Source organism: Arthrobacter rhombi (assembly GCF_900163545.1).
Taxonomy (GTDB): domain Bacteria; phylum Actinomycetota; class Actinomycetes; order Actinomycetales; family Micrococcaceae; genus Arthrobacter_H; species Arthrobacter_H rhombi_A.
Genome location: NZ_FUHW01000037.1, coordinates 1 through 18319 on the forward strand (window position 1 = coordinate 1; position 18319 = coordinate 18319).

At 64.6% G+C, this 18319-nt stretch carries 18 protein-coding genes; 11 read left to right on the forward strand and 7 right to left on the reverse strand.

The window, feature by feature from the left end:
- Nucleotides 1-155: 155 nt before the first annotated feature.
- Entirely contained in the window at nucleotides 156-410 is a 255-nt protein-coding gene (locus tag FM101_RS09995) for a hypothetical protein (RefSeq protein ID WP_086999125.1), read from the reverse strand.
- A gap of 122 nt (nucleotides 411-532) precedes the next feature.
- On the opposite strand from FM101_RS09995, the gene FM101_RS16120 reads away from it, so the two are divergent.
- Both FM101_RS16120 and FM101_RS10005 read left to right on the forward strand, forming a co-directional pair.
- A complete protein-coding gene (locus tag FM101_RS16120; RefSeq protein WP_342744380.1) occupies nucleotides 533-1522 on the forward strand; it encodes a TIGR00730 family Rossman fold protein in 990 nt (329 codons plus the stop codon).
- A gap of 52 nt (nucleotides 1523-1574) precedes the next feature.
- Nucleotides 1575-2087: a metallophosphoesterase family protein gene (locus tag FM101_RS10005; protein WP_086999131.1), complete on the forward strand. Its 513-nt coding sequence runs from the start codon at nucleotides 1575-1577 to the stop codon at nucleotides 2085-2087.
- Between the two features lie 18 nt (nucleotides 2088-2105).
- Here FM101_RS10005 and FM101_RS10010 read toward each other — a convergent pair whose 3' ends face one another.
- Both FM101_RS10010 and FM101_RS10015 read right to left on the reverse strand, forming a co-directional pair.
- A complete protein-coding gene (locus tag FM101_RS10010) occupies nucleotides 2106-2324 on the reverse strand; it encodes a PLDc N-terminal domain-containing protein (RefSeq protein WP_086999134.1) in 219 nt (72 codons plus the stop codon).
- A 144-nt stretch (nucleotides 2325-2468) separates the two neighbouring features.
- Nucleotides 2469-3725 (reverse strand): NAD(P)/FAD-dependent oxidoreductase, encoded by a 1257-nt coding sequence (locus FM101_RS10015; RefSeq protein WP_086999136.1) that lies wholly within the window; start codon nucleotides 3723-3725, stop codon nucleotides 2469-2471.
- Between the two features lie 464 nt (nucleotides 3726-4189).
- Between FM101_RS10015 and FM101_RS10020 the strand changes: the two genes are divergently transcribed.
- Nucleotides 4190-5614: a nucleobase:cation symporter-2 family protein gene (locus FM101_RS10020; protein WP_086999138.1), complete on the forward strand. Its 1425-nt coding sequence runs from the start codon at nucleotides 4190-4192 to the stop codon at nucleotides 5612-5614.
- 91 nt (nucleotides 5615-5705) lie between these two features.
- On the opposite strand, the gene FM101_RS10025 is transcribed toward FM101_RS10020, so the two are convergent.
- Nucleotides 5706-7127 carry a helix-turn-helix transcriptional regulator gene (locus tag FM101_RS10025; protein ID WP_179204300.1) on the reverse strand — a complete coding sequence of 474 codons (1422 nt, stop codon included), beginning with the start codon at nucleotides 7125-7127 and terminating at the stop codon, nucleotides 5706-5708.
- Between the two features lie 252 nt (nucleotides 7128-7379).
- Here FM101_RS10025 and aceA point away from each other — a divergent pair, with 252 nt between their 5' ends.
- Together aceA and aceB are read left to right on the forward strand one after the other, a co-directional pair.
- Nucleotides 7380-8684: an isocitrate lyase gene (aceA, locus tag FM101_RS10030; protein ID WP_086999143.1), complete on the forward strand. Its 1305-nt coding sequence runs from the start codon at nucleotides 7380-7382 to the stop codon at nucleotides 8682-8684.
- Nucleotides 8685-8757: 73 nt separating this feature from the next.
- On the forward strand, nucleotides 8758-10395 hold the full coding sequence (aceB, locus tag FM101_RS10035; protein WP_086999146.1) for a malate synthase A: 1638 nt from the start codon (nucleotides 8758-8760) through the stop codon (nucleotides 10393-10395).
- 130 nt (nucleotides 10396-10525) lie between these two features.
- Here the strand turns inward: aceB and FM101_RS10040 are convergent, their stop codons facing one another.
- Nucleotides 10526-10843, reverse strand: coding sequence for a transcriptional regulator (locus FM101_RS10040; protein WP_086999363.1), 318 nt, complete (start codon nucleotides 10841-10843; stop codon nucleotides 10526-10528).
- Between the two features lie 120 nt (nucleotides 10844-10963).
- Between FM101_RS10040 and FM101_RS10045 the strand changes: the two genes are divergently transcribed.
- The 5 genes from FM101_RS10045 (at nucleotide 10964) to FM101_RS10065 (ending at nucleotide 16032) form a co-directional block, all read left to right on the forward strand.
- On the forward strand, nucleotides 10964-11584 hold the full coding sequence (locus FM101_RS10045; RefSeq protein ID WP_143269269.1) for a phosphatidic acid phosphatase: 621 nt from the start codon (nucleotides 10964-10966) through the stop codon (nucleotides 11582-11584).
- A 115-nt stretch (nucleotides 11585-11699) separates the two neighbouring features.
- On the forward strand, nucleotides 11700-12632 hold the full coding sequence (locus FM101_RS10050; RefSeq protein WP_086999151.1) for a 2-hydroxyacid dehydrogenase: 933 nt from the start codon (nucleotides 11700-11702) through the stop codon (nucleotides 12630-12632).
- Between the two features lie 172 nt (nucleotides 12633-12804).
- Nucleotides 12805-14118 (forward strand): ABC transporter permease, encoded by a 1314-nt coding sequence (locus FM101_RS10055; protein WP_086999154.1) that lies wholly within the window; start codon nucleotides 12805-12807, stop codon nucleotides 14116-14118.
- A gap of 54 nt (nucleotides 14119-14172) precedes the next feature.
- Nucleotides 14173-15246: an alkene reductase gene (locus tag FM101_RS10060; RefSeq protein WP_086999157.1), complete on the forward strand. Its 1074-nt coding sequence runs from the start codon at nucleotides 14173-14175 to the stop codon at nucleotides 15244-15246.
- A gap of 54 nt (nucleotides 15247-15300) precedes the next feature.
- Nucleotides 15301-16032 carry a DsbA family oxidoreductase gene (locus FM101_RS10065; RefSeq protein ID WP_086999161.1) on the forward strand — a complete coding sequence of 244 codons (732 nt, stop codon included), beginning with the start codon at nucleotides 15301-15303 and terminating at the stop codon, nucleotides 16030-16032.
- A 31-nt stretch (nucleotides 16033-16063) separates the two neighbouring features.
- Here FM101_RS10065 and FM101_RS10070 read toward each other — a convergent pair whose 3' ends face one another.
- A complete protein-coding gene (locus FM101_RS10070; protein ID WP_143269270.1) occupies nucleotides 16064-16813 on the reverse strand; it encodes a LytR C-terminal domain-containing protein in 750 nt (249 codons plus the stop codon).
- A 4-nt stretch (nucleotides 16814-16817) separates the two neighbouring features.
- A complete protein-coding gene (locus tag FM101_RS10075; RefSeq protein ID WP_086999163.1) occupies nucleotides 16818-17117 on the reverse strand; it encodes a type II toxin-antitoxin system VapB family antitoxin in 300 nt (99 codons plus the stop codon).
- Nucleotides 17118-17264: 147 nt separating this feature from the next.
- On the opposite strand from FM101_RS10075, the gene FM101_RS10080 reads away from it, so the two are divergent.
- Complete coding sequence (locus tag FM101_RS10080) at nucleotides 17265-18287, forward strand: isopenicillin N synthase family dioxygenase (protein WP_086999166.1); 1023 nt, start codon at nucleotides 17265-17267, stop codon at nucleotides 18285-18287.
- Nucleotides 18288-18319 lie beyond the last annotated feature (32 nt).

Sequence of the window (18319 nt, forward strand, 5' to 3'; positions counted from 1 at the left end):
TCACTACGAGGACTTCCACCCGCTGCCCGCGTACCCAACCTCAGTGGTCAATACACCTAGGTAGCTCCGTCCCGGATCTCCGAGCAGCGGAGACGCCTCCGGACCATGGATGTCATGGTCCGGAGGCGTCTCCATGTTCGTTTCCGTTCAGGGGCTCAGCCCGGGAACGGGGCGTTGGGGATATCGGGATTCCCGTCCTCGTCTTCATCCCCATAGGCCTCCATCGCCAATTCGTCAGCGGTTTCCTCATCCCCGTGAACAGGAATCGACCTCGAATCGATCTCGGTGGTGCCGTCGACGCCGCGACGCGTTTCGTGCTCCGTGGCCTCCGGCTGGGGAAGTTGCATCCCATCCATGCCCATTCCAGCCTGGGTGACGGCGTCCTGGTGGTGGTGTTCGTGGGTACCCACGGTGTCCTCCTCGACAGATCGTCCCCGACCCGTGGTGCTGCTCGTTTCGACACAGGCGCTTCGGGCTCTTCTTCCAGCCTACGACCCCGCCGCCCCGGGGGAAACCGAGTAGCGTGGTCGGGGTGAATTCACCCAAAAACCCCGTCATCCACGTCAGTGCCGTCGTCCTGCGGAACTTCTCCGGGTCGGTGCTCACCGTCCGCAAAGCAGGCACCGAACGGTTCATGCTCCCCGGCGGCAAACCCGAGGCGGGCGAAAACCCCGCCGAGACGGCACTGCGCGAATGTTCCGAGGAGTTGGGGGTGGACCTGGATCCCGGGCGTTTACGCGAAGTCGGGGTTTTTCGCACCCGGGCCGCCAATGAGCCAGGACATGATGTCCAAGCCAACGTCTTCGAGCACCCTGCCCTGGTTTCCGCCCGGCCCGCCTCCGAGATCGCCGAGCTTCGCTGGTTGGACCCGGCCGCCGCCCTCCTGCCGCCGGATCTGGCTCCGCTGCTGTCCGAGCAGGTGCTTCCGGCACTGGGTGGCACCGGGGAGCGGGCGGCCCGACAGCTGACGGTCTTCACCGGCTCGAAGACCGGGCATGGCCACGACTACCTCGATGCTGCCAGCGTCTTGGGCACCCGGTTGGCCGAATGTGGTCTGGGTATCATCTACGGCGGAGGGCAGGTCGGGCTCATGGGGGTCCTCGCCGATGCTGCCATGGCGGCCGGCGGCTCCGTCACCGGGATCATGACTCAGGCCCTCGTAGATGGGGAGACCGCCCATACCGGGCTGACGTCTTTGGAAATCGTGGCCACGATGCATGAACGCAAGCAACGTATGGCAGATCTGGGTGACGGGTTCGTGGCCCTTCCCGGCGGCGCCGGTACGTTGGAGGAGTTCTTCGAGGCCTGGACCTGGCAGCATCTGGGCATCCACCGCAAACCGGTGGCGCTATTCAATGTCGACGGTTTTTGGGATCCCCTGCTGGCCATGGTCGACACCATGGTCAGCCGCGGGTTCCTGGCCTCCTCCTACCGGGACACGTTGATCGTCAGTGACGACGCCGATGACCTGCTGGCGCAGCTGGACCGATGGGAACCGCCGGCCCCCAAATGGAGCAAATAGGCCCCGCACCAAAGCCTCCGGAGCACCGCATGCTTCATGAAAGGATGCCCCTATGAGTACGCGCCTGGTCCTGATCGCCGATACCCACCTGCCCAAACGGGCCCGCGGACTGCACCCCAGCCTGTGGGAGGAAATCGAGGCGGCAGATGTGGTCTTCCACGCCGGTGACTGGGTTGAGCCGGAGCTATTGAACGAGCTCGAGCGGCGCTGCCACAAGCTGGTCGCTGTCTATGGGAACAACGACGGGGAGGAATTGCGCTCCCGACTGCCCGAGGTCGCCCATATAGAGATCGAGGGACTGCGTTTTTCGATGATTCACGAAACCGGCGCCTCCACCGGCAGGGAGAAGCGGTGCGCTCAGGATTTTCCCGACACCGATGTATTGGTCTTCGGGCACAGCCACATTCCCTGGGACACCACGGCGGACAACGGCCTGCGCTTGCTGAACCCCGGTTCGCCGACGGATCGGCGGCGCCAACCGGTCTGCACGTATATGAGCGCCGTCGCGCAGGACGGGGTTCTGGGCGAGGTCCGCATCATTCCGGTGGAGCGGGTCGGCACCTAGCCCGGCCTTCGGCGAAACCTACTTCTTGCGGCCGACCGCGAAATAGCTGAGTGGGCCAATGAAGTTGAAGAAACTGGCGAAGAACCACGCGATCTTGGGGCCGTTGACCTGGGTTGCCGGTCGACCAGCAAGATCCTTCAGGGCAGCCCCCTGCAACGCGACCTGAACCGCGCCCAATGTCATCACCCAGAATTTGCGTCCTGCACTGAGGTCCTTGAAATGCTTCTTCGCCATCATGATCACTCCCGACGTTCGTAGGTAACCACCAGCCTAAACGAGTCCACCGCAATGCGCAGTGGGAAGCAACGGAAACGGCAGCACCCGGATCGGGTGCCGCCGTCGTGCACTGCTGGGGCCGGCTCGTGCCCGGCCGAGTGCGGGTTAGCGCAGCGGGCTGAAGTGCCGCATCAGCGGAGCTGTGCCCTGACCGGTCATTTCGGCTGCCAGCATCTTGCCGGTCAGCGGGCCGAGGGCGACACCCCACATCCCGTGGCCGCCGGCGACGTGGACGCGCGGGGACTTGGTGGCGCCGATCAGTGGCAGGCCATCTGCGGTGCAGGGGCGGGCCCCCACCCATTCCTCCTGGCGGTCTTCCCAGTCGATGCCGGTGTACATCGGGGAGGCAGCCTTGATGATCGCCTGGATCCGACGTTCGTCCAACGGCGCATCGGCGTCGCGGAATTCCATCATGCCGGCAACCCGGAAGCGGTCCCCCAGAGGCGTGCAGGCGACCCGCTGGGCGGGGAAGTAGATGGGGTGGGTCGGCATGACCTCGGGCTTGACGGTGAAGCTGTAGCCGCGGCCTGCCTGGACGACCTGGCGGACACCGAATTTTCGGGTCAGCGAGTTCAGCCAGGCGCCGGTCGCCAGAACCACCGAATCAGCGGTCAAGCTCCTACCACTGGAGCCGATCACCGTCACCGAGTTCGACGATTCACGGACATCGGACACGGTGAAGCCGTCAATGATCTCCCCGCCACGCTTCCGCACCGAATCGGCGAGCGATTCCATGAAGTTCGGCGGGTTGATGAAGCGCTGGTCGTGGATCTTCACGCCGGCGGTGACCCCGGAACCCAGGGTGGGTTCCAGGGCGCGGATCTCGGCACCGGTCATCAGGTCGAAGTCCACGGACCCGCCGGCTTCACGGATGCCCTCGAATTCGTGCACCAGCCCCTGGCGGTCCTTTTCGCTGGCGAAGGCTGCCAGGAAGGGCTCTGCCGGTTTGGTGGGTTCGGTGACTGCGTTGCTGCCCTCGGCCAGCTCGGCGAAGGCATCCAGACCGGTGCTGCCGATCTCGCTGAAGACCTTCATCGCTTCCCGCCATTTGCCGGGGGTGCAGTGTCGGGCGAATCCTGCCAGGAACTTGATCAGCGACGGGTCGGTGGTCAGCGGAATGTACAGGGGCGAGGCAGGGTCCAGCATGGCCTTGGCCCCGGTGGCGAACACGGAGGGTTCGCTCAATGGCAGGGTCAATGCGGGGGTCAGCCAGCCGGCATTGCCCCAGGAGGAGCCGGCGGAGACTCCGGTCCTGTCGACAATGGTGACGCGGACGCCCTGCTCTTGCAGGTGCCAGGCGGTCGACAGGCCGACGATGCCCGCGCCGACGACGACGACGTGTTCAGGATGCTGCATGCCCATGGTTTCTCCCGTTGGCTCGATCAAACTCGCACCGCAAGACTGCCCGAGCCCGCAGACAACCTCAACCCCTCGAGAGGTTTCCACGGCAGAGGTGCCGCCGGGAAGCCAAAAATTGAATTAAACACGGCATCGTGCTGTCACACCGTATTTATTTCGGACTTTATTTGACTTCCTTCTGAGGTTCACCGGGACTACATCACAGCCGGCCGTGCAACCGCACCCTAAACCGTGACGGCCCGAGCCGGTCTGGCCGCCCCGGTGCGCCAGGAACCTCCCCAGTGGATGACAGCGTCTCGACACAACCCTTGACATTGCCCATGTGACCCAGTTCACTATATTGCATAGCGAAATCCTTTTTCCGCTATACGGAATCCCAGCTGATGTAGCCAGGGATCCGGACCCCAGTACAAGGAACAGCTGTCGCCCGGACCTGCTTCCGATCATCCGCACACAAGGGAAACTCCATGAACAAGAACGCTTCAAGCGCCGCGGCCCGCCGCAGTACCGCGCCTGCACGTCCCGAAGACGAGCGTCTGCCCATCGGTAGCACCTTCGCCTACGGCTTCCAGCACGTTTTGACCATGTACGGCGGAATCATCGCCCCGCCACTGATCGTCGGCACCGCAGCGGGCATGAGCTCCTCGGACGTCGGCCTGCTCATTGCCGCCTGCCTGTTCGTCGGCGGCCTGGCCACCTTGCTTCAGACCATCGGCATTCCGTTCTTCGGTTCACAGCTCCCGCTGGTCCAGGGTGTTTCCTTCGCCGGTGTCGCCACCATGACGGCCATCATCGGTGGCGGTGGCGGCATCCAAGCGGTCTTCGGTGCGGTCATGGTCTCCGCAGCCGTCGGACTACTGATCACCCCGGTGTTCTCCAAGGTGATCAGGTTCTTCCCGCCGGTCGTCAACGGCATCGTGATCACCGTCATCGGCTTATCGCTGATGCCGGTGGCCGCCAACTGGGCCATGGGCGGCAACGCCAAGGCCGATAACTACGGCTCCATGGCCAATATCGGACTGGCCGGGGTGACCCTGTTGGTCGTCCTGCTGCTGAGCAAGCTCGGCAATGCGACGATCTCCCGCCTGTCCATCCTGCTGGCCATCGTCATCGGCACACTGATCGCCGTCTTCACCGGCATGGCCGATTTCTCCGGCATCGGCAACGGCCCGATCTTCGCCTTCCCGGCCCCCTTCGCCTTCGGCTGGCCGACCTTCGAACTGCCGGCCATCATCTCGATGCTGATCGTCACGCTGGTCATCCTGACCGAAACCACTGCCGATATCCTGGCCGTCGGTGAAATCGTCGAAACCGAGGTCGATTCCAAGCGCATCGGCAACGGGCTGCGCGCCGACATGATCTCCAGCCTCATCTCCCCGATCTTCAACTCCTTCACCCAGAGCGCCTTCGCCCAGAACGTCGGACTGGTGGCCATCACCGGCATCAAGAGCCGTTTCGTGGTCAGCGCCGGCGGCCTGATCCTGGTGGTCCTGGGCCTGTTGCCGATCATGGGACGCGTCGTTGCTGCGGTACCCACCGCGGTCCTCGGCGGTGCCGGCATCGTGCTCTTCGGCACCGTTGCCGCCAGCGGCATCCGCACGTTGGCCAAGGTCGATTACAAGAACAACATGAACCTGATCATCGTGGCCACGGGTGTCGGCTTCGGCATCATCCCGATCGCCGCCCCGACCTTCTGGAACGAGTTCCCGACCTGGGTCGGCACGATCTTCCACTCGGGCATCAGCTCGGCAGCAGTAGCCGCGATTCTGCTGAACATCTTGTTCAACCACATCAAGATCGGAACCCCGACGGATCCCTCGGTCTTCGCCAAGGCCCCGGTCCGGCCGGCCACCGAAAAGGACTTCGAGGACCAGAAGGTCTCCGAGGCCTAGGCATCGGCCGCTAGAACAAGAACCGCAAGAAACAGGCGAGGGAGCAGCTCCGGGAAACCGGGCCTGCTCCCTCGCCTGTGATGTCGGGGCTTTAGCCGCCGTGGGTCTGCAGGAACTCGTACACCTCGGTTTCGTCGACCCCGGGAAAGGCCCCCGAGGGCATGGCCGCCAACAGGTGGGAGTTGGCCCGGGCCGCGGGCCAGGCCTGCCCGGCCCAAGAGCGGGCCAGGGCTTCGGGCGGCCGCTTGCAGCAGGACTCATCCGGGCAGCGTGACTTCGACCGCTCGGTGGTGTCGCGGCCACGGAACCACTTCACGTGTTCATAGGGGACACCAATGCTCAGCGAGTACATCCCCGAGGAGTGACGTTCGGTCCGGGCGGTGCACCAGAAGGTTCCCGCCACGGTGTCGGTGTACTGCTCGAAGGCCCTGAACTTATCCGGCACGTCGAAGACCTCGCGGCTGGTCCAGTACCTGCAGATCGATTGCCCCTCGATGGCACCGGTGTGATCGGCAGGGAAGTTCACGTCGTCGTTCTCATACGCCTTATGCAGGATCCCCGACTCATGCACCTTTTGGAAGTGGCAGGTGATGTCCAGGTGCTCGGTGGCCAGGTTCGTGAAACGGTGGGCCGCCGACTCATAGGAAACCGCGTAGGCATCCCGCAGGTCCTCGATCGCCAACGATTTGGACTTCTTGGCTTCCTCCAGGAACGCCACCGTGGTCTTCTGCGGCATCAGCAAGGCGGCCGCAAAGTAGTTGGTGTAGACCCGCTGGCGGAGGAACTCGCTGTAGTTTCGTGGTGCCTCATGACCCAAAACGTAGTGGCCCAGCGCCTGCAAAAGCACCGAACGGGCGTCATGGTCACTCTTCGTCCCCTGCACGAGATAAATTCTGCGGTTCTTCAGATCCGTCACCGAACGCGTCGAATGCGGCAAATCACCCACGAAGTGCAGGCCGAATCCCAGATGCTCGGCGAGGTCGGCGGCGACGTGGTGGGACAACGGACCAGAGGTGTGCCCGACGGCGTCGAGCAGCCCCTGGGCCTGCTTCTCCAGCTCGGGGTAGTAGTTGTTGCATTCGCGCATTTCGGTGCGGATCTCGGTATTCGCCCGACGGGCTTCCTCGGGAGTCGCCGCCTGCTCCTCAAGTCGCCGCTCGAGTTCATGCTGCAAACCGACCAGGGATTCGAGGACATCCATCGGCAACCGCGAGGACACGCGCACCTTCGGCAGTCCCAGCGAACCGTAGAGCGGCCCCCGTTGCGCTTTTTCCAACTCGATTTCCAGTCCGGCCCGCCGACTCGGAGGCTCGGAACCGAGCAGGTCATCGACACCGGTTTCCAGGGCGGCAGCCAGCTGCCGCAGCAGCCCCACCTTGGGTTCGCGTTTGCCGTTCTCGATCAGACTCAGTTGCGAGGGGGCCACCGAGACCAATTCACCCAAACCGTCAAGGGTCAAGGACTTGCCCTTGCGCAGATGGCGTATCCGCCGCCCCAGTGCGATGGCATCCATCTCCGCGTCGTCATCCGTCGAGGCAGCATCCGGGGTGTGTCCGCCGGGGGGCCGGTTCCATGTGGGAGTCGTCACTTCTTGAGAATACCGCAAGAAGCGCAAATCTTTCCACTAGAAACCCCTAGAAAACCTCTTGCATCTCACGAATAGTCGTCATTACGAAGAAAAACACGGAAACATCGACTACCGGCAGAGGCGCCGGACACGTCGTCGGATCCCCGGGACAGCCCGGAACGATTGAAGGAGAAGGCCATGACGCAGAAGCAGAATTCCGCCGCAGAGCGCACACAGGCCCTGGAGATGGAGTGGAGCGCCAACCCCCGCTGGGAAGGCATCACCCGCGAATACACCGCAGCCGAGGTGATCCGCCTGCAGGGACGCGTCGTCGAAGAGAACACGTTGGCTCGCCGCGGTTCCGAAAAACTGTGGGACCAGCTCACGGCCGAAGCCAAAACCGGCGCCTACACCAACTCCCTGGGCGCCCTGACCGGCAACCAGGCGGTTCAGCAGGTCAAGGCAGGCCTGCGGGCCATCTACCTTTCCGGCTGGCAGGTCGCCGCCGACGCCAACCTCTCCGGCCAGACCTACCCCGACCAGTCGCTCTACCCGGCCAACTCGGTTCCGCAGGTAGTGCGCCGCATCAATAACGCCCTGCAGCGGGCCGACCAGATTGAGTTCGCCGAGGACATCCAGACCGTCGAGGATTGGCTGGTTCCGATCGTCGCCGACGCCGAGGCCGGCTTCGGTGGCCCGTTGAACGCCTACGAGCTGATGAAGTCGATGATCACCGCCGGCGCCTCGGGGGTGCACTGGGAAGACCAGCTCGCCTCGGAAAAGAAGTGCGGTCACCTCGGTGGCAAGGTCCTCATCCCGACCGGCCAGCACATCCGCACCCTCAATGCCGCCCGTTTGGCAGCCGACGTTTCGGATACCCCGAGCGTGATCATCGCCAGGACCGACGCCGAGGCAGCCACCCTGATCACCTCGGATGTCGACGAGCGGGACGCAGAATTCGTCACCGGCGAGCGCACCGCCGAAGGCTTCTATAAGGTCCGCAACGGGATCGAACCCTGCATCGCCCGGGCCAAGGCCTACGCCCCGTACTCCGACCTCATCTGGATGGAGACCGGGACACCTGACCTGGAGATGGCCAAGAAGTTCGCCGAAGCGGTCAAGGCCGAGCACCCCGACCAGATGCTCGCCTATAACTGCTCCCCGTCGTTCAACTGGAAGAAGCACCTCGACGACGCCACGATCGCCAAGTTCCAGCGCGAACTCGGCGCCATGGGCTTCACGTTCCAGTTCATCACGCTGGCCGGGTTCCACGCCCTGAACCACTCGATGTTCGATCTGGCCTCCGGCTACGCCCAGAACGGCATGAGCGCCTACGTCGAACTCCAAGAACGTGAATTCGCTTCCGAAGCGGCCGGCTACACCGCCACCAAGCACCAGCGCGAGGTCGGCACCGGCTACTTCGACCAGATCGCTACCACCCTGAACCCCGAAGCATCCACCCTGGCTCTGGTGGGATCCACCGAAGCCGGACAGTTCCACTAGGCAACACACGACGCCGGTGCCCGCCCGCCCGGGCACCGGCGTCGTCCCCCACCATTTTCGAAGGAGATCCGCCATGAATGACCCCATCACCCTGAACGGCACCACGCCGAATGCTTCGCCGGTCCGCGGCCAGGAGCAGATCCTCACCCCCCAGGCCATGGACTTCCTGGCGCAGCTGCACCACGAATTCGAGCCGCGTCGCCAGGAGCTGCTGGCCTTGCGCGAAACGCGTCGCCGCGAGATCGCCGGCGGCCAGGATCCCCGCTTTCTGGAAGAGACGCGGCACCTCCGCGAGGATGATTCCTGGAAGGTCGCCCCCATCGCCCCCGGGCTGGAGGACCGCCGGGTGGAGATCACCGGGCCGCCCGAACGCAGGATGGCGATCAACGCCCTGAACTCCGGCGCGAACGTCTGGTTGGCCGACCTTGAGGATTCGACGACCCCGACCTGGCAGAACGTCATCAATGGACAACTGAATCTGCGAGCCGTGCTCGAGAACGATATCGACTTCGTTTCCGAAGAGGGCCAGGAATACCGAGTCACCGGTCGGACGCTGACCGAACTGCCGACCATCATGGTCCGGCCGCGCGGCTGGCATCTGCCCGAAAAGCATCTGACCATCGGTGGCAAGTCCACCTCGGGGGCGCTGGTCGACTTCGGCCTGTACTTCTTCCACAACGCGCAGCGGCTGATCTCCGGCGGACGTGGCCCCTACTTCTACCTGCCCAAGATCGAAAACCACCTGGAGGCCCGTCTCTGGAACGACGTCTTCATCAGGGCGCAGGAGCTGCTGGGCATCCCCCGGGGCACCATCCGTGCCACCGTCTTCATCGAGACCATCACCGCGGCCTTTGAACTCGAGGAGATCCTCTACGAACTCCGCGAGCATTCAGCCGGCCTGAACTCCGGTCGGTGGGATTACATTTTCTCGGTGATCAAGAACTTCCGCACCCGCGGGCCGCGGTTCGTGCTGCCCGACCGGGCGATGGTGACCATGACCGCGCCCTTCATGCGCTCCTTTACCGAGCAGCTGGTGCGGGCCTGCCACCGCCGCGGAGCCACCGCCATCGGCTCCATGAGCGCCTTCATTCCGAACCGCCGCGACGAAGCCGCCAATGCCGTCGCCTTCGAGACCGTCGCCGTCGAGAAGTCCCGCGAAGCCGCGGATGGTTTTGACGGTGCCTGGGTGGCTCACCCGGACCTGGTGCCGGTGGTGCAGGGAATCTTCGACGAGGTCATGGGCGGAAAGCCGAACCAGATCGACCGCCTGCGCGAAGACGTCACCCCCGATGACCGGGCGTTGCTCGACATCGCCGGCACCCCTGGCCTGATCACCGAAGGCGGGGTCCGGATGAACGTGGTCATCGGCTTGCGGTACATCGAGTCGTGGCTGCGCGGCAATGGGGCAGTCGTCCTGAAGAACATGATGGAGGATGCCTCCACCGCGGAGATCTCCCGTTCGCAGATCTGGCAGTGGATCTGCCAAGGCGCGGTGACCGACGACGGCGAACTGATCACCACCGAGTTCGTCGAGGAAATCGTGGAGGAAGAGTACGCCAAGATGGAGCGCTTCGAGGGTGACCGGTTCGCCGATGCTCGCGAGATCTTCGATGAGTGCGCGTTGCGGGATCACTACCCGGCCTTCCTGACCGTCCCCTCCTACACCCGGTTCCTCTGCCAGTCCAAGGCCCGGCAGATGGTCGACGCCTAAATAGCCACCGCCCGCACCGTCACCCAGGTTCCCCCTCCATTGGACCCGGGGGCGGGGCGGGCGGCCCCCAAACAACGACGGACCCCATGTGGCAGAGCAGCCGGGGTCCGTCGTTCTTTTATCGGTGGGGCTAGATGTCGTCCTCGTAGGCGGGCCCGCCCTCGCCCTCCCAGGTTTCCAACCGGCGGACCTTCGACGCGTTGTATTTGCGCCGGACCCCCCGTCCGGCATCCTCGTCCTCTTCGACGAAGACCGCGCCGTACTGCTCCAAGGCATGTCGCAGCATGGCGTTCTGTTCGAGGGTTAGATCCTGGTTGCCTTTTTCGAAGGCACGGATCTGTTGCTTCTCCAGCCCTGCAGCCCGGCCAATGACCTTGCTCGAGACCTGGGTGATGGCGCGGGCTGCCCGGGCCAGATCGGCGGGAATGAATGTTGATGGGTTCGTCATGAGTTGATCATCCCAGTCTTCGTCGGCGAAGTCAGTTGCCCCGGCCACGCGGGGGAACGCCAGTAGGCTGGATGACGGCCCCGGACGGACCGGATGGCCGGAAAGGTGGGGAGCAAGCCCATGGACATCACCTCCGGGGACGGCGTCGATGCGCCCACCGGCGAACTGCCGGGTCAGGGATCGTCGGCAGCATGGGCCGTCACCTACCTCTTCTCTCCTGTCGTCCTGGTGAGCGCCTATCTGCTGCTGATGCCGTGGCGAAGTCCGGAAACCACCTGGCTGCAGGCCGTCGTGGCCCTGGTCTTCACCACGGGTCTGCCCTGGTTGGGCGTGGTGTGGATGAGGCATAGCGGGCGAGTCACCGATCTGCATGTTCGCGAGCGGTCCCAACGCTGGCCGGTTTTCGTTCTCGCCGGGGCCTCCCTGCTCGTCGGTTGTGGTGTTTTGCTGCTGCTGCGCGCGCCGGCGGCGGTCTTCACTACGCTGGCCCTGATTCTGGCCGGGCTGCTGATCTGCCTGGTGGTGAACCTGCGCTGGAAGATCTCCGTCCATACGGCGGTCGCCGCCTTCATCTGGCTCACCGTCTTCTCCGGCCCGGACTGGGGTCCGGCAGCCGCCTTGTTCATGACCCTTCTGGTCGGTTGGTCCCGCCTGGAACTCCGACGCCATACTCCCGGCCAGGTGCTCGCCGGTGCGCTGGTGGGTTGTGCAGTATTCGTGGCCGGTTTGGCCCTCTCCTGAACGGCTGATCCACACGGGCTGGTGCCCGCACCCGCCGTCGGCAGAACGCTTATAAGATGGCGGAAACCACCCGCCAGGGCCCGGGCCCCGGCGCAAAACTTGTGAATGGAGCACGATGGTACTTCGCGTTTTGGTCCCTTCCGCCGCGTTGGCGCACGACATCAGCGGCCCGGGAGTCCAAGCCATCATCTGGCATATCGACACCGATACCTCCCCTGCCCCGGCAGCCGATGTCCTAGTCACCGAGCGGCCCCGCTTCCCGGCCCACCGTTCCCGGGTCTCGGCCATCCCCGGCCTGCGTCACGTCCACCTGCTGTCCATCGGCTACGAATGGGTCCTGGAGCATCTGCCTGCCGGGACCACGCTGAGCAATTCGCGGGGGGCCGTCGAAGACGCCACCGCCGAACATGCCCTGGCCCTCATCCTCGCGTCCTTACGCGATCTTCCGGTCGCAGCCCAACAGCAACACCGGCATCACTGGTCGCCGCTGTGGACCAGCTCGTTGCATGGTTCGGTGGTCATGGTTCTGGGCTATGGCGGGGTGGGCCAGGAAGTGGCTGCCCGATTAGAGCCCTTCCGTCCGGCGGCAGTACTTCCCGTCGCCAGCCGCCAACGCACCACCGCAACCGGAGTGCAGGTGCACGAGACGCAGGAGCTGCCGGCGCTTCTGCCCCGGGCCGACGTCGTCGTGGTGACCCTGCCCCACCAGGAAAGCACCGAACGGCTCGTGGACGCCGCCTTCCTGGCCGCGATGGGCGACGGCGCCCTCTTGGTGAACATCGGCCGCGGCGCGGTCGTGGACACCGACGCATTGGTCGCCGAATTGCAGGCCGGCCGGTTACGGGCCGCCCTGGATGTCACCGACCCGGAGCCGCTACCGGCCGGGCATCCGCTCTGGGACGCCCCCGGATGCCTACTCACCCCGCATATGGCCGGGAACACCCATGAATTTTTGCGCCGGTCCGCGGCCTTGACCGTCGAGCAGGTCCGCCGTCTGGCCAGTGGCCGGGAACCTCTCCACCTGGTGCGGTCAACGCCCTGCTCGTAGCGCCGGGAGGTAGCAGACCGGTGCGCCAAAAACCAGTCAAAAGTCGCGAATTTCCGGGCTCTTTGCGCCTCTGGCCGCGCTTGAGCCAACAGCGTAAACCCAGTTTGCAACTTACTGTCCTGAGGACAAGAATAGGTTTTTCGGCACCACGAGCAGTTAGAGGTCCACCCGTATGCAGAACAGCCCGGTCACCTACGCAGAGAAAGCCGAGCCGGGCAGATTCCGCCGCTGGTACTCCTCGCTCCACCCCTCCCTGCAGCTCATCGGCATGCAACTGTATATGCCGCTGTTCTTCATCATCATGTTCTCGCTGTGCTACATCGCTGCGTTCAATCACATCGCCCCGCATGACATCCCGGTTGCCGTTAATGGCCCGACGGCCAGCATCCAGAAGATCGCCGACGAGGCAGTTCCCGGAGGCGTCGAATACCTCCACTACGACGACGCCGCTTCCATCCGCGAGGCGGTAGTGACCGGGGAAGTCGGCGCCGGTTTCGACACCGAGACCCACACGATTCTGCTCGCCGGCGCCCACCAAGCACAGGCCTCGGCCATTCTGCCCGAACTGCTCTCCCCGCTGCTGGGTGCCCCCGACAATCCTCCAGCGGTCGAGGACCTGGCCCCGCTGCCCGCGGGGGACGTGGGGATGACCCCCATGTATTTGATGCTCGTGATGTGCATTGCCGGCTACCTGACCGCCATGTTCATCGGCATGATGGGTGGGCCGCTGCGACATAAGACCCGACTCTCCGTCATCGTCGGCCTGGCGCTGGTGCTCTCCCTGCTCATCGACGTGCTGGTCGTCCCGGTCCTGGGTGCCATCTCCGGGGAGTTCTTCCTGCCGCTCTGGGGGCTGATGTGGGCCTGGATCGTGGCCGTCGGGCTGGCGGTCAACGGGCTGAGCTACTTCTTCGGCAGGTTCATCACGATGCCCGCCCTGACCATCTTCGTTTTCGTCTCCATCCCCGCCTCCGGGGCTGCCTTCCCCGAATGGCTGATGCCCCAGCCGTTCAGGGCCTTGAATCCCTTCGTTGTGGGTAGCGGGATCACCGAAATGCTCAAACGGATGATCTACGACGTCGGCCCCGGGTACTGGCGGGGCTGGATCATGTTGGTCGCCTATGCCGGCATCGGACTGCTGCTGGCCTGGGTGGGCAAACGGAGGTGGGAGAACAAGCGGGTGCACAACATCACCACCGGGGCCACCACCATGTTCGGGGACGCGCAGGCCGCCAACCGCACCTTCATGATCGCCGAACGTGACGAGGTCCTCTCCCGTCACGGACTGGAATCCACCGAAACCGGGACCATCATGGTCGTCGACCACCCGGGGGCCAGTCGAGCGGACTGGAACCCCGACGACGACGCCCAACGACGGGGCGGTGGCCCCGACCCAACGCCCACCGACCCGAGCTTCGACAGCGGGCCCTCGGGGCTGGAATCCGACTTCTCCAGCCTGCCCCGGCCACCCAAGCACCGGGAATAGTCGCGCCCCCACGTGCCGTTGACCCCCGTGTCCCCCCATCTCAGGAGTACCCCCATGGATCTGTTTGCCCCGCTCACCCTCGGCGACCTCGACCTGCCCAACCGGCTGGTCATGGCGCCACTGACCCGGTCACGTTCACGCGTTGACGGGGTACCCAACGACGACGTCGTGGAGTATTACCGCCAACGGGCCTCGATGGGCCTGATCGTCAGTGAAGGAACCTACCCCAGCCAGACCGGCCAGGGATTCGTTCGCCAGCCCGGACTGGTCACCGACGAACAGGTCGCCGGTTGGAAGCGCGTCACCGACGCCGTCCATGCCGAAGGCGGACTGATCATCGCCCAGGTCATGCACGCCGGGCGGGTCACCCACCCCGATATCACCGGCACCGACGATATCGTGGCTCCCAGTTCGATCGCCGTGGACGGCACGACCCGCACCTACACCGGTAAGCAGCCCTACCCGGCCCCGCGGTCGCTGGGAACCTCCGAGCTGGCCGGCATCGTGGAGGAGTTCGTCCAGGCCTCGAACAACGCGATCGCCGCGGGCTTCGACGGGGTGGAACTCCACGGCGCCAACGGCTACCTGCTCCATGAATTTCTGGCCCCCTCGGCCAATACGCGCACCGACGCATACGGCGGGTCCCCGGAAAACCGGGCCCGCCTGGTCATCGAGGTGGCCACCGCGGTGGCCGGAGCCATTGGTGCCGGACGGACCAGCCTGCGGATCTCCCCGGAACACAACGTCCAAAGCACCCTGGAGGAGGATCACGACGACGTCGCGGCCACCTACGGCGCCCTGGTCGACGGAATTGCCCCGCTGGGACTGTCCGCGCTGAGCATCCTGCATCGGGAGCCGACCGGGGAGCTGGCGCAGGACCTTCGTTCACGCTTCGGTGGCCCCGTGTTGTTGAACTCGGGGTTCGCGGCCATCACCACCGTCGAAGACGCCCGGGAACTGACCTCCAGCGGCTGGGGCGACGCCGTCGTCGTGGGCCGCCCCGCGATCGCCAACCCCGATTTGGTGCGTCGCTGGCGTGAAGACCTGCCGCTGAACGAGCCAAACCAGGCGACCTTCTACACCGAAGGACCCACCGGGTACATCGACTACCCGTTCTGGCAGAACTAGCAGCCACCCGGTAGCCGCGGGAATAGTCGACGGCGCGGAGAGGTTGAAGTATCCATGACTTCTCCGCGCCTTTCCGTCGATATCTGGTCCGATATTTCCTGCCCCTGGTGTTTCATCGGCAAACGCCGTTTCGAAGCAGCCCTGGCCACGCTTCCCTTCCGCGACAGCGTGGACGTGACCTGGCACAGCTACCAGCTCGATCCCTCGCTGCCGGCCCACTACGACGGCACCGAATTCGAATACCTTTCAGAAAAGAAGGGGATGGATCCGGACCAGGTGAAGCAGATGCTTGAACACGTCGCCGCACAGGCGGCCGAAGAGGGACTTCACTACGATTTCGGGAACCTCAAGGTGGCCAACTCGTTCACCGCCCACCGATTGCTGCATCTGGCCGCCGCCCACGGGGTGGCCGGTCAGGTCAAGGAGGCGCTGCTCTCCGCCCAGTTCGAACAGGGCCTTGATACCGGGGAGGCAGCAGTGCTGCGCCGGATCGGCACCGCAGCGGGACTGGCCGAGGAGGACGTCGTGGGTGTCGTGGAATCGGATCGGTACACCGCGGAGGTCCAGGCCGACGTCGCCCAGGCCCGCGCCTTGGGTGTTACCGGTGTGCCGTTCTTCGTCCTGGACATGAAGTACGGGATCTCGGGGGCCCAACCGGCAGAGGTTTTCGCGGAGGCGCTGACCACCGCGTGGAACGAGATCTCGCCGCTGTCCATGGTCAACGCAGGACATGATGCCACCACCGGAACGGACGCCCCGGCCTGCGGACCGGAGGGCTGCAACTAGCAGGACCCGCCGGCCGCCGTCGTCCCTTCGGCTATTTGTCCTTTGTTTCGGGGGCCGGTGAGGGTTTGGCCTTTTCGGTGGCAGCAGCAGATTCCTTGGCTTGCTTGCGGGCTTCCTTCACCGCGATCGGGCAGCTGAGCTGACCGCCGGCAGTATCGACCTTCTTCTGTGGCACCATCGATTCGGGTTTGTACTTCTTGCCGATCACGAAGTCGATGGTGTCGGCGCTGCGTTTGGGCTTCTTCACGTATTCCGTGCCCTTGATATGGCGTTGGACGCTCAGTGCGTTGGCCCTGCCCTTGGTCCCCGAAACCACGGTGCCCACCACCTTGGGGTTCTTCAACTTCCCGTTGGCGACCTTGCCGATTTTGAAACCGCGCTCCTTCAGGGACTGTGCCGTGGCTGCGGCGAGCCCGGCAGTCGTGGTCGCGTTGTAGACGTTGACCGTGATGTCCTTCGGCTGGGCATATTTCAGCTCTTCCTGCGGGCAGACGGCGGCAGCCGGATCCTTGGCCTGCGCTGTTGCCGTTGCCGTTGCCGCCGGCGCGGGTTCAAGAGCCGGGATGACAATTTCCCCGGTCTTGACCAGGTAGGCGAGCACGAGTGCGGTGATCACCAGGGCGACCAGCAGGCCCAACACCATGCCGTGCAGCAGCCGACGGCGGTAGTAGCGCGGATTCTCCACCCGTTCGGGATCGTTATCCGAGAACCCCTCATCCAGATCTTCCTCGGTGACGATCCGTTGGCCATGCCAATCGGTCGGGTCGCGTTCGTCGCTCATGGGGTCACGAATCCAAGACCAGGACGCGGGCGTGCATCACCGAACGCTGGTGCAAGGCCGTCCTGACGGCCCGGTGGAGACCGTCCTCCAGGTACATGGTGCCTTGCCACTCCACCACATGCGGGAAGAGGTCCCCGAAGAACGTGGAGTCCTCGGCCAACAACGCCGCCAGGTCCAGGGTCGCCTTGGTGGTCACCAATTCATCGAGGCGCACCTGACGAGGGGCAACGACTGCCCAGTCCTTCGGCGTCACGAGGTTGTGGTCGGGATATGGGCGGGATTCGCCGACTGCTTTGAAGATCACTGCTCCAGCTTAGGGAACACCACCCCAATGTGAAACGACGACCTGCCGGTGCACCCTGTCAAGGGTTCTGACATACGAGGCAATATGACGGAACGGGGCGTAACCGTTGCTGTCCAGCCATGGCCAACACGCCCTAACGTTACGGCCATGAACTTTGTGCGAACCTCAGTGCCCGTTCTTGATTTCTCGACGGCCCGCCAAGCCGACGGCTGCTTCAACCCCGACTTCATCGACACCCTGCGTGCCGCAAGCCATCAGGTCGGGTTCTTTCAACTCACCGGATTCGGTGCCGCCGAAGGCCAGACCCAGGAACTGCTGCAGACCATGGAGGCCTTCTTCAACCTGCCCCTGGCCGAACGACTGAAGCTGGACAACCGCACCTCGGCCCAGTTCCGCGGCTACACCCGGCTGGGCAAGGAAATGACCCAGGGCCGGGCCGACTCCAGGGAACAGATCGACTACGGCCCCGCACGAGACAAACTCGACAGCTACCCGCAGGAGCGCCCCTACCTGAACCTGCAGGGCCCCAACCAGTGGCCGGACGCTTTCCCCGAACTTGAGCGCGTGGCCATGGCCTGGGCCGAGCTGATGTCGCGGGTCGGTGCGGAACTCCTCGCAGCGATCTCCGTGTCGCTGGGACTGCCCGAAAACCATTTCGAGGCACCGTTCCAGCACAGCCCGGCCTGGATGGGCAAGCTGGTCCACTACGTCGGAGGTCAGGTCCCCGAGGCCGGGAGCCAAGGTGTGGGCCTGCACGCAGACTATGGTTTCGTGACCCTGCTGCTCCAGGACGAGGTCGGCGGGCTGGAGGTCCAACCGTACGGGCAGGAGGACTGGATTCCGGTGGAACCGATCCCCGGCGCGCTGGTCGTCAACCTCGGTGAAATGCTTGAAGTCGCGACCAACGGCTACCTGATGGCCACGATCCACCGGGTGACGGCACCACCAGCCGGCGTCGACCGCTATTCGGTTCCCTTCTTCTGGTCCCCCCGACTGGATGCGGTGATCGATACGGTCCCGCTCCCGCCGGAGTTGGCCGCCCAGGCCCGCGGTGTCTCCGACGACCCGACCAATCCGATGCTCTCCTCCTACGGCGCCAACGTTCTCAAGGGGTGGTTGCGGGCCCATCCGGAAACCGCAGCCATCCACTATCCCGATCTGGCGACCTAGGAGCGGTACTGCCCCGGAACCGGACGTAAGGT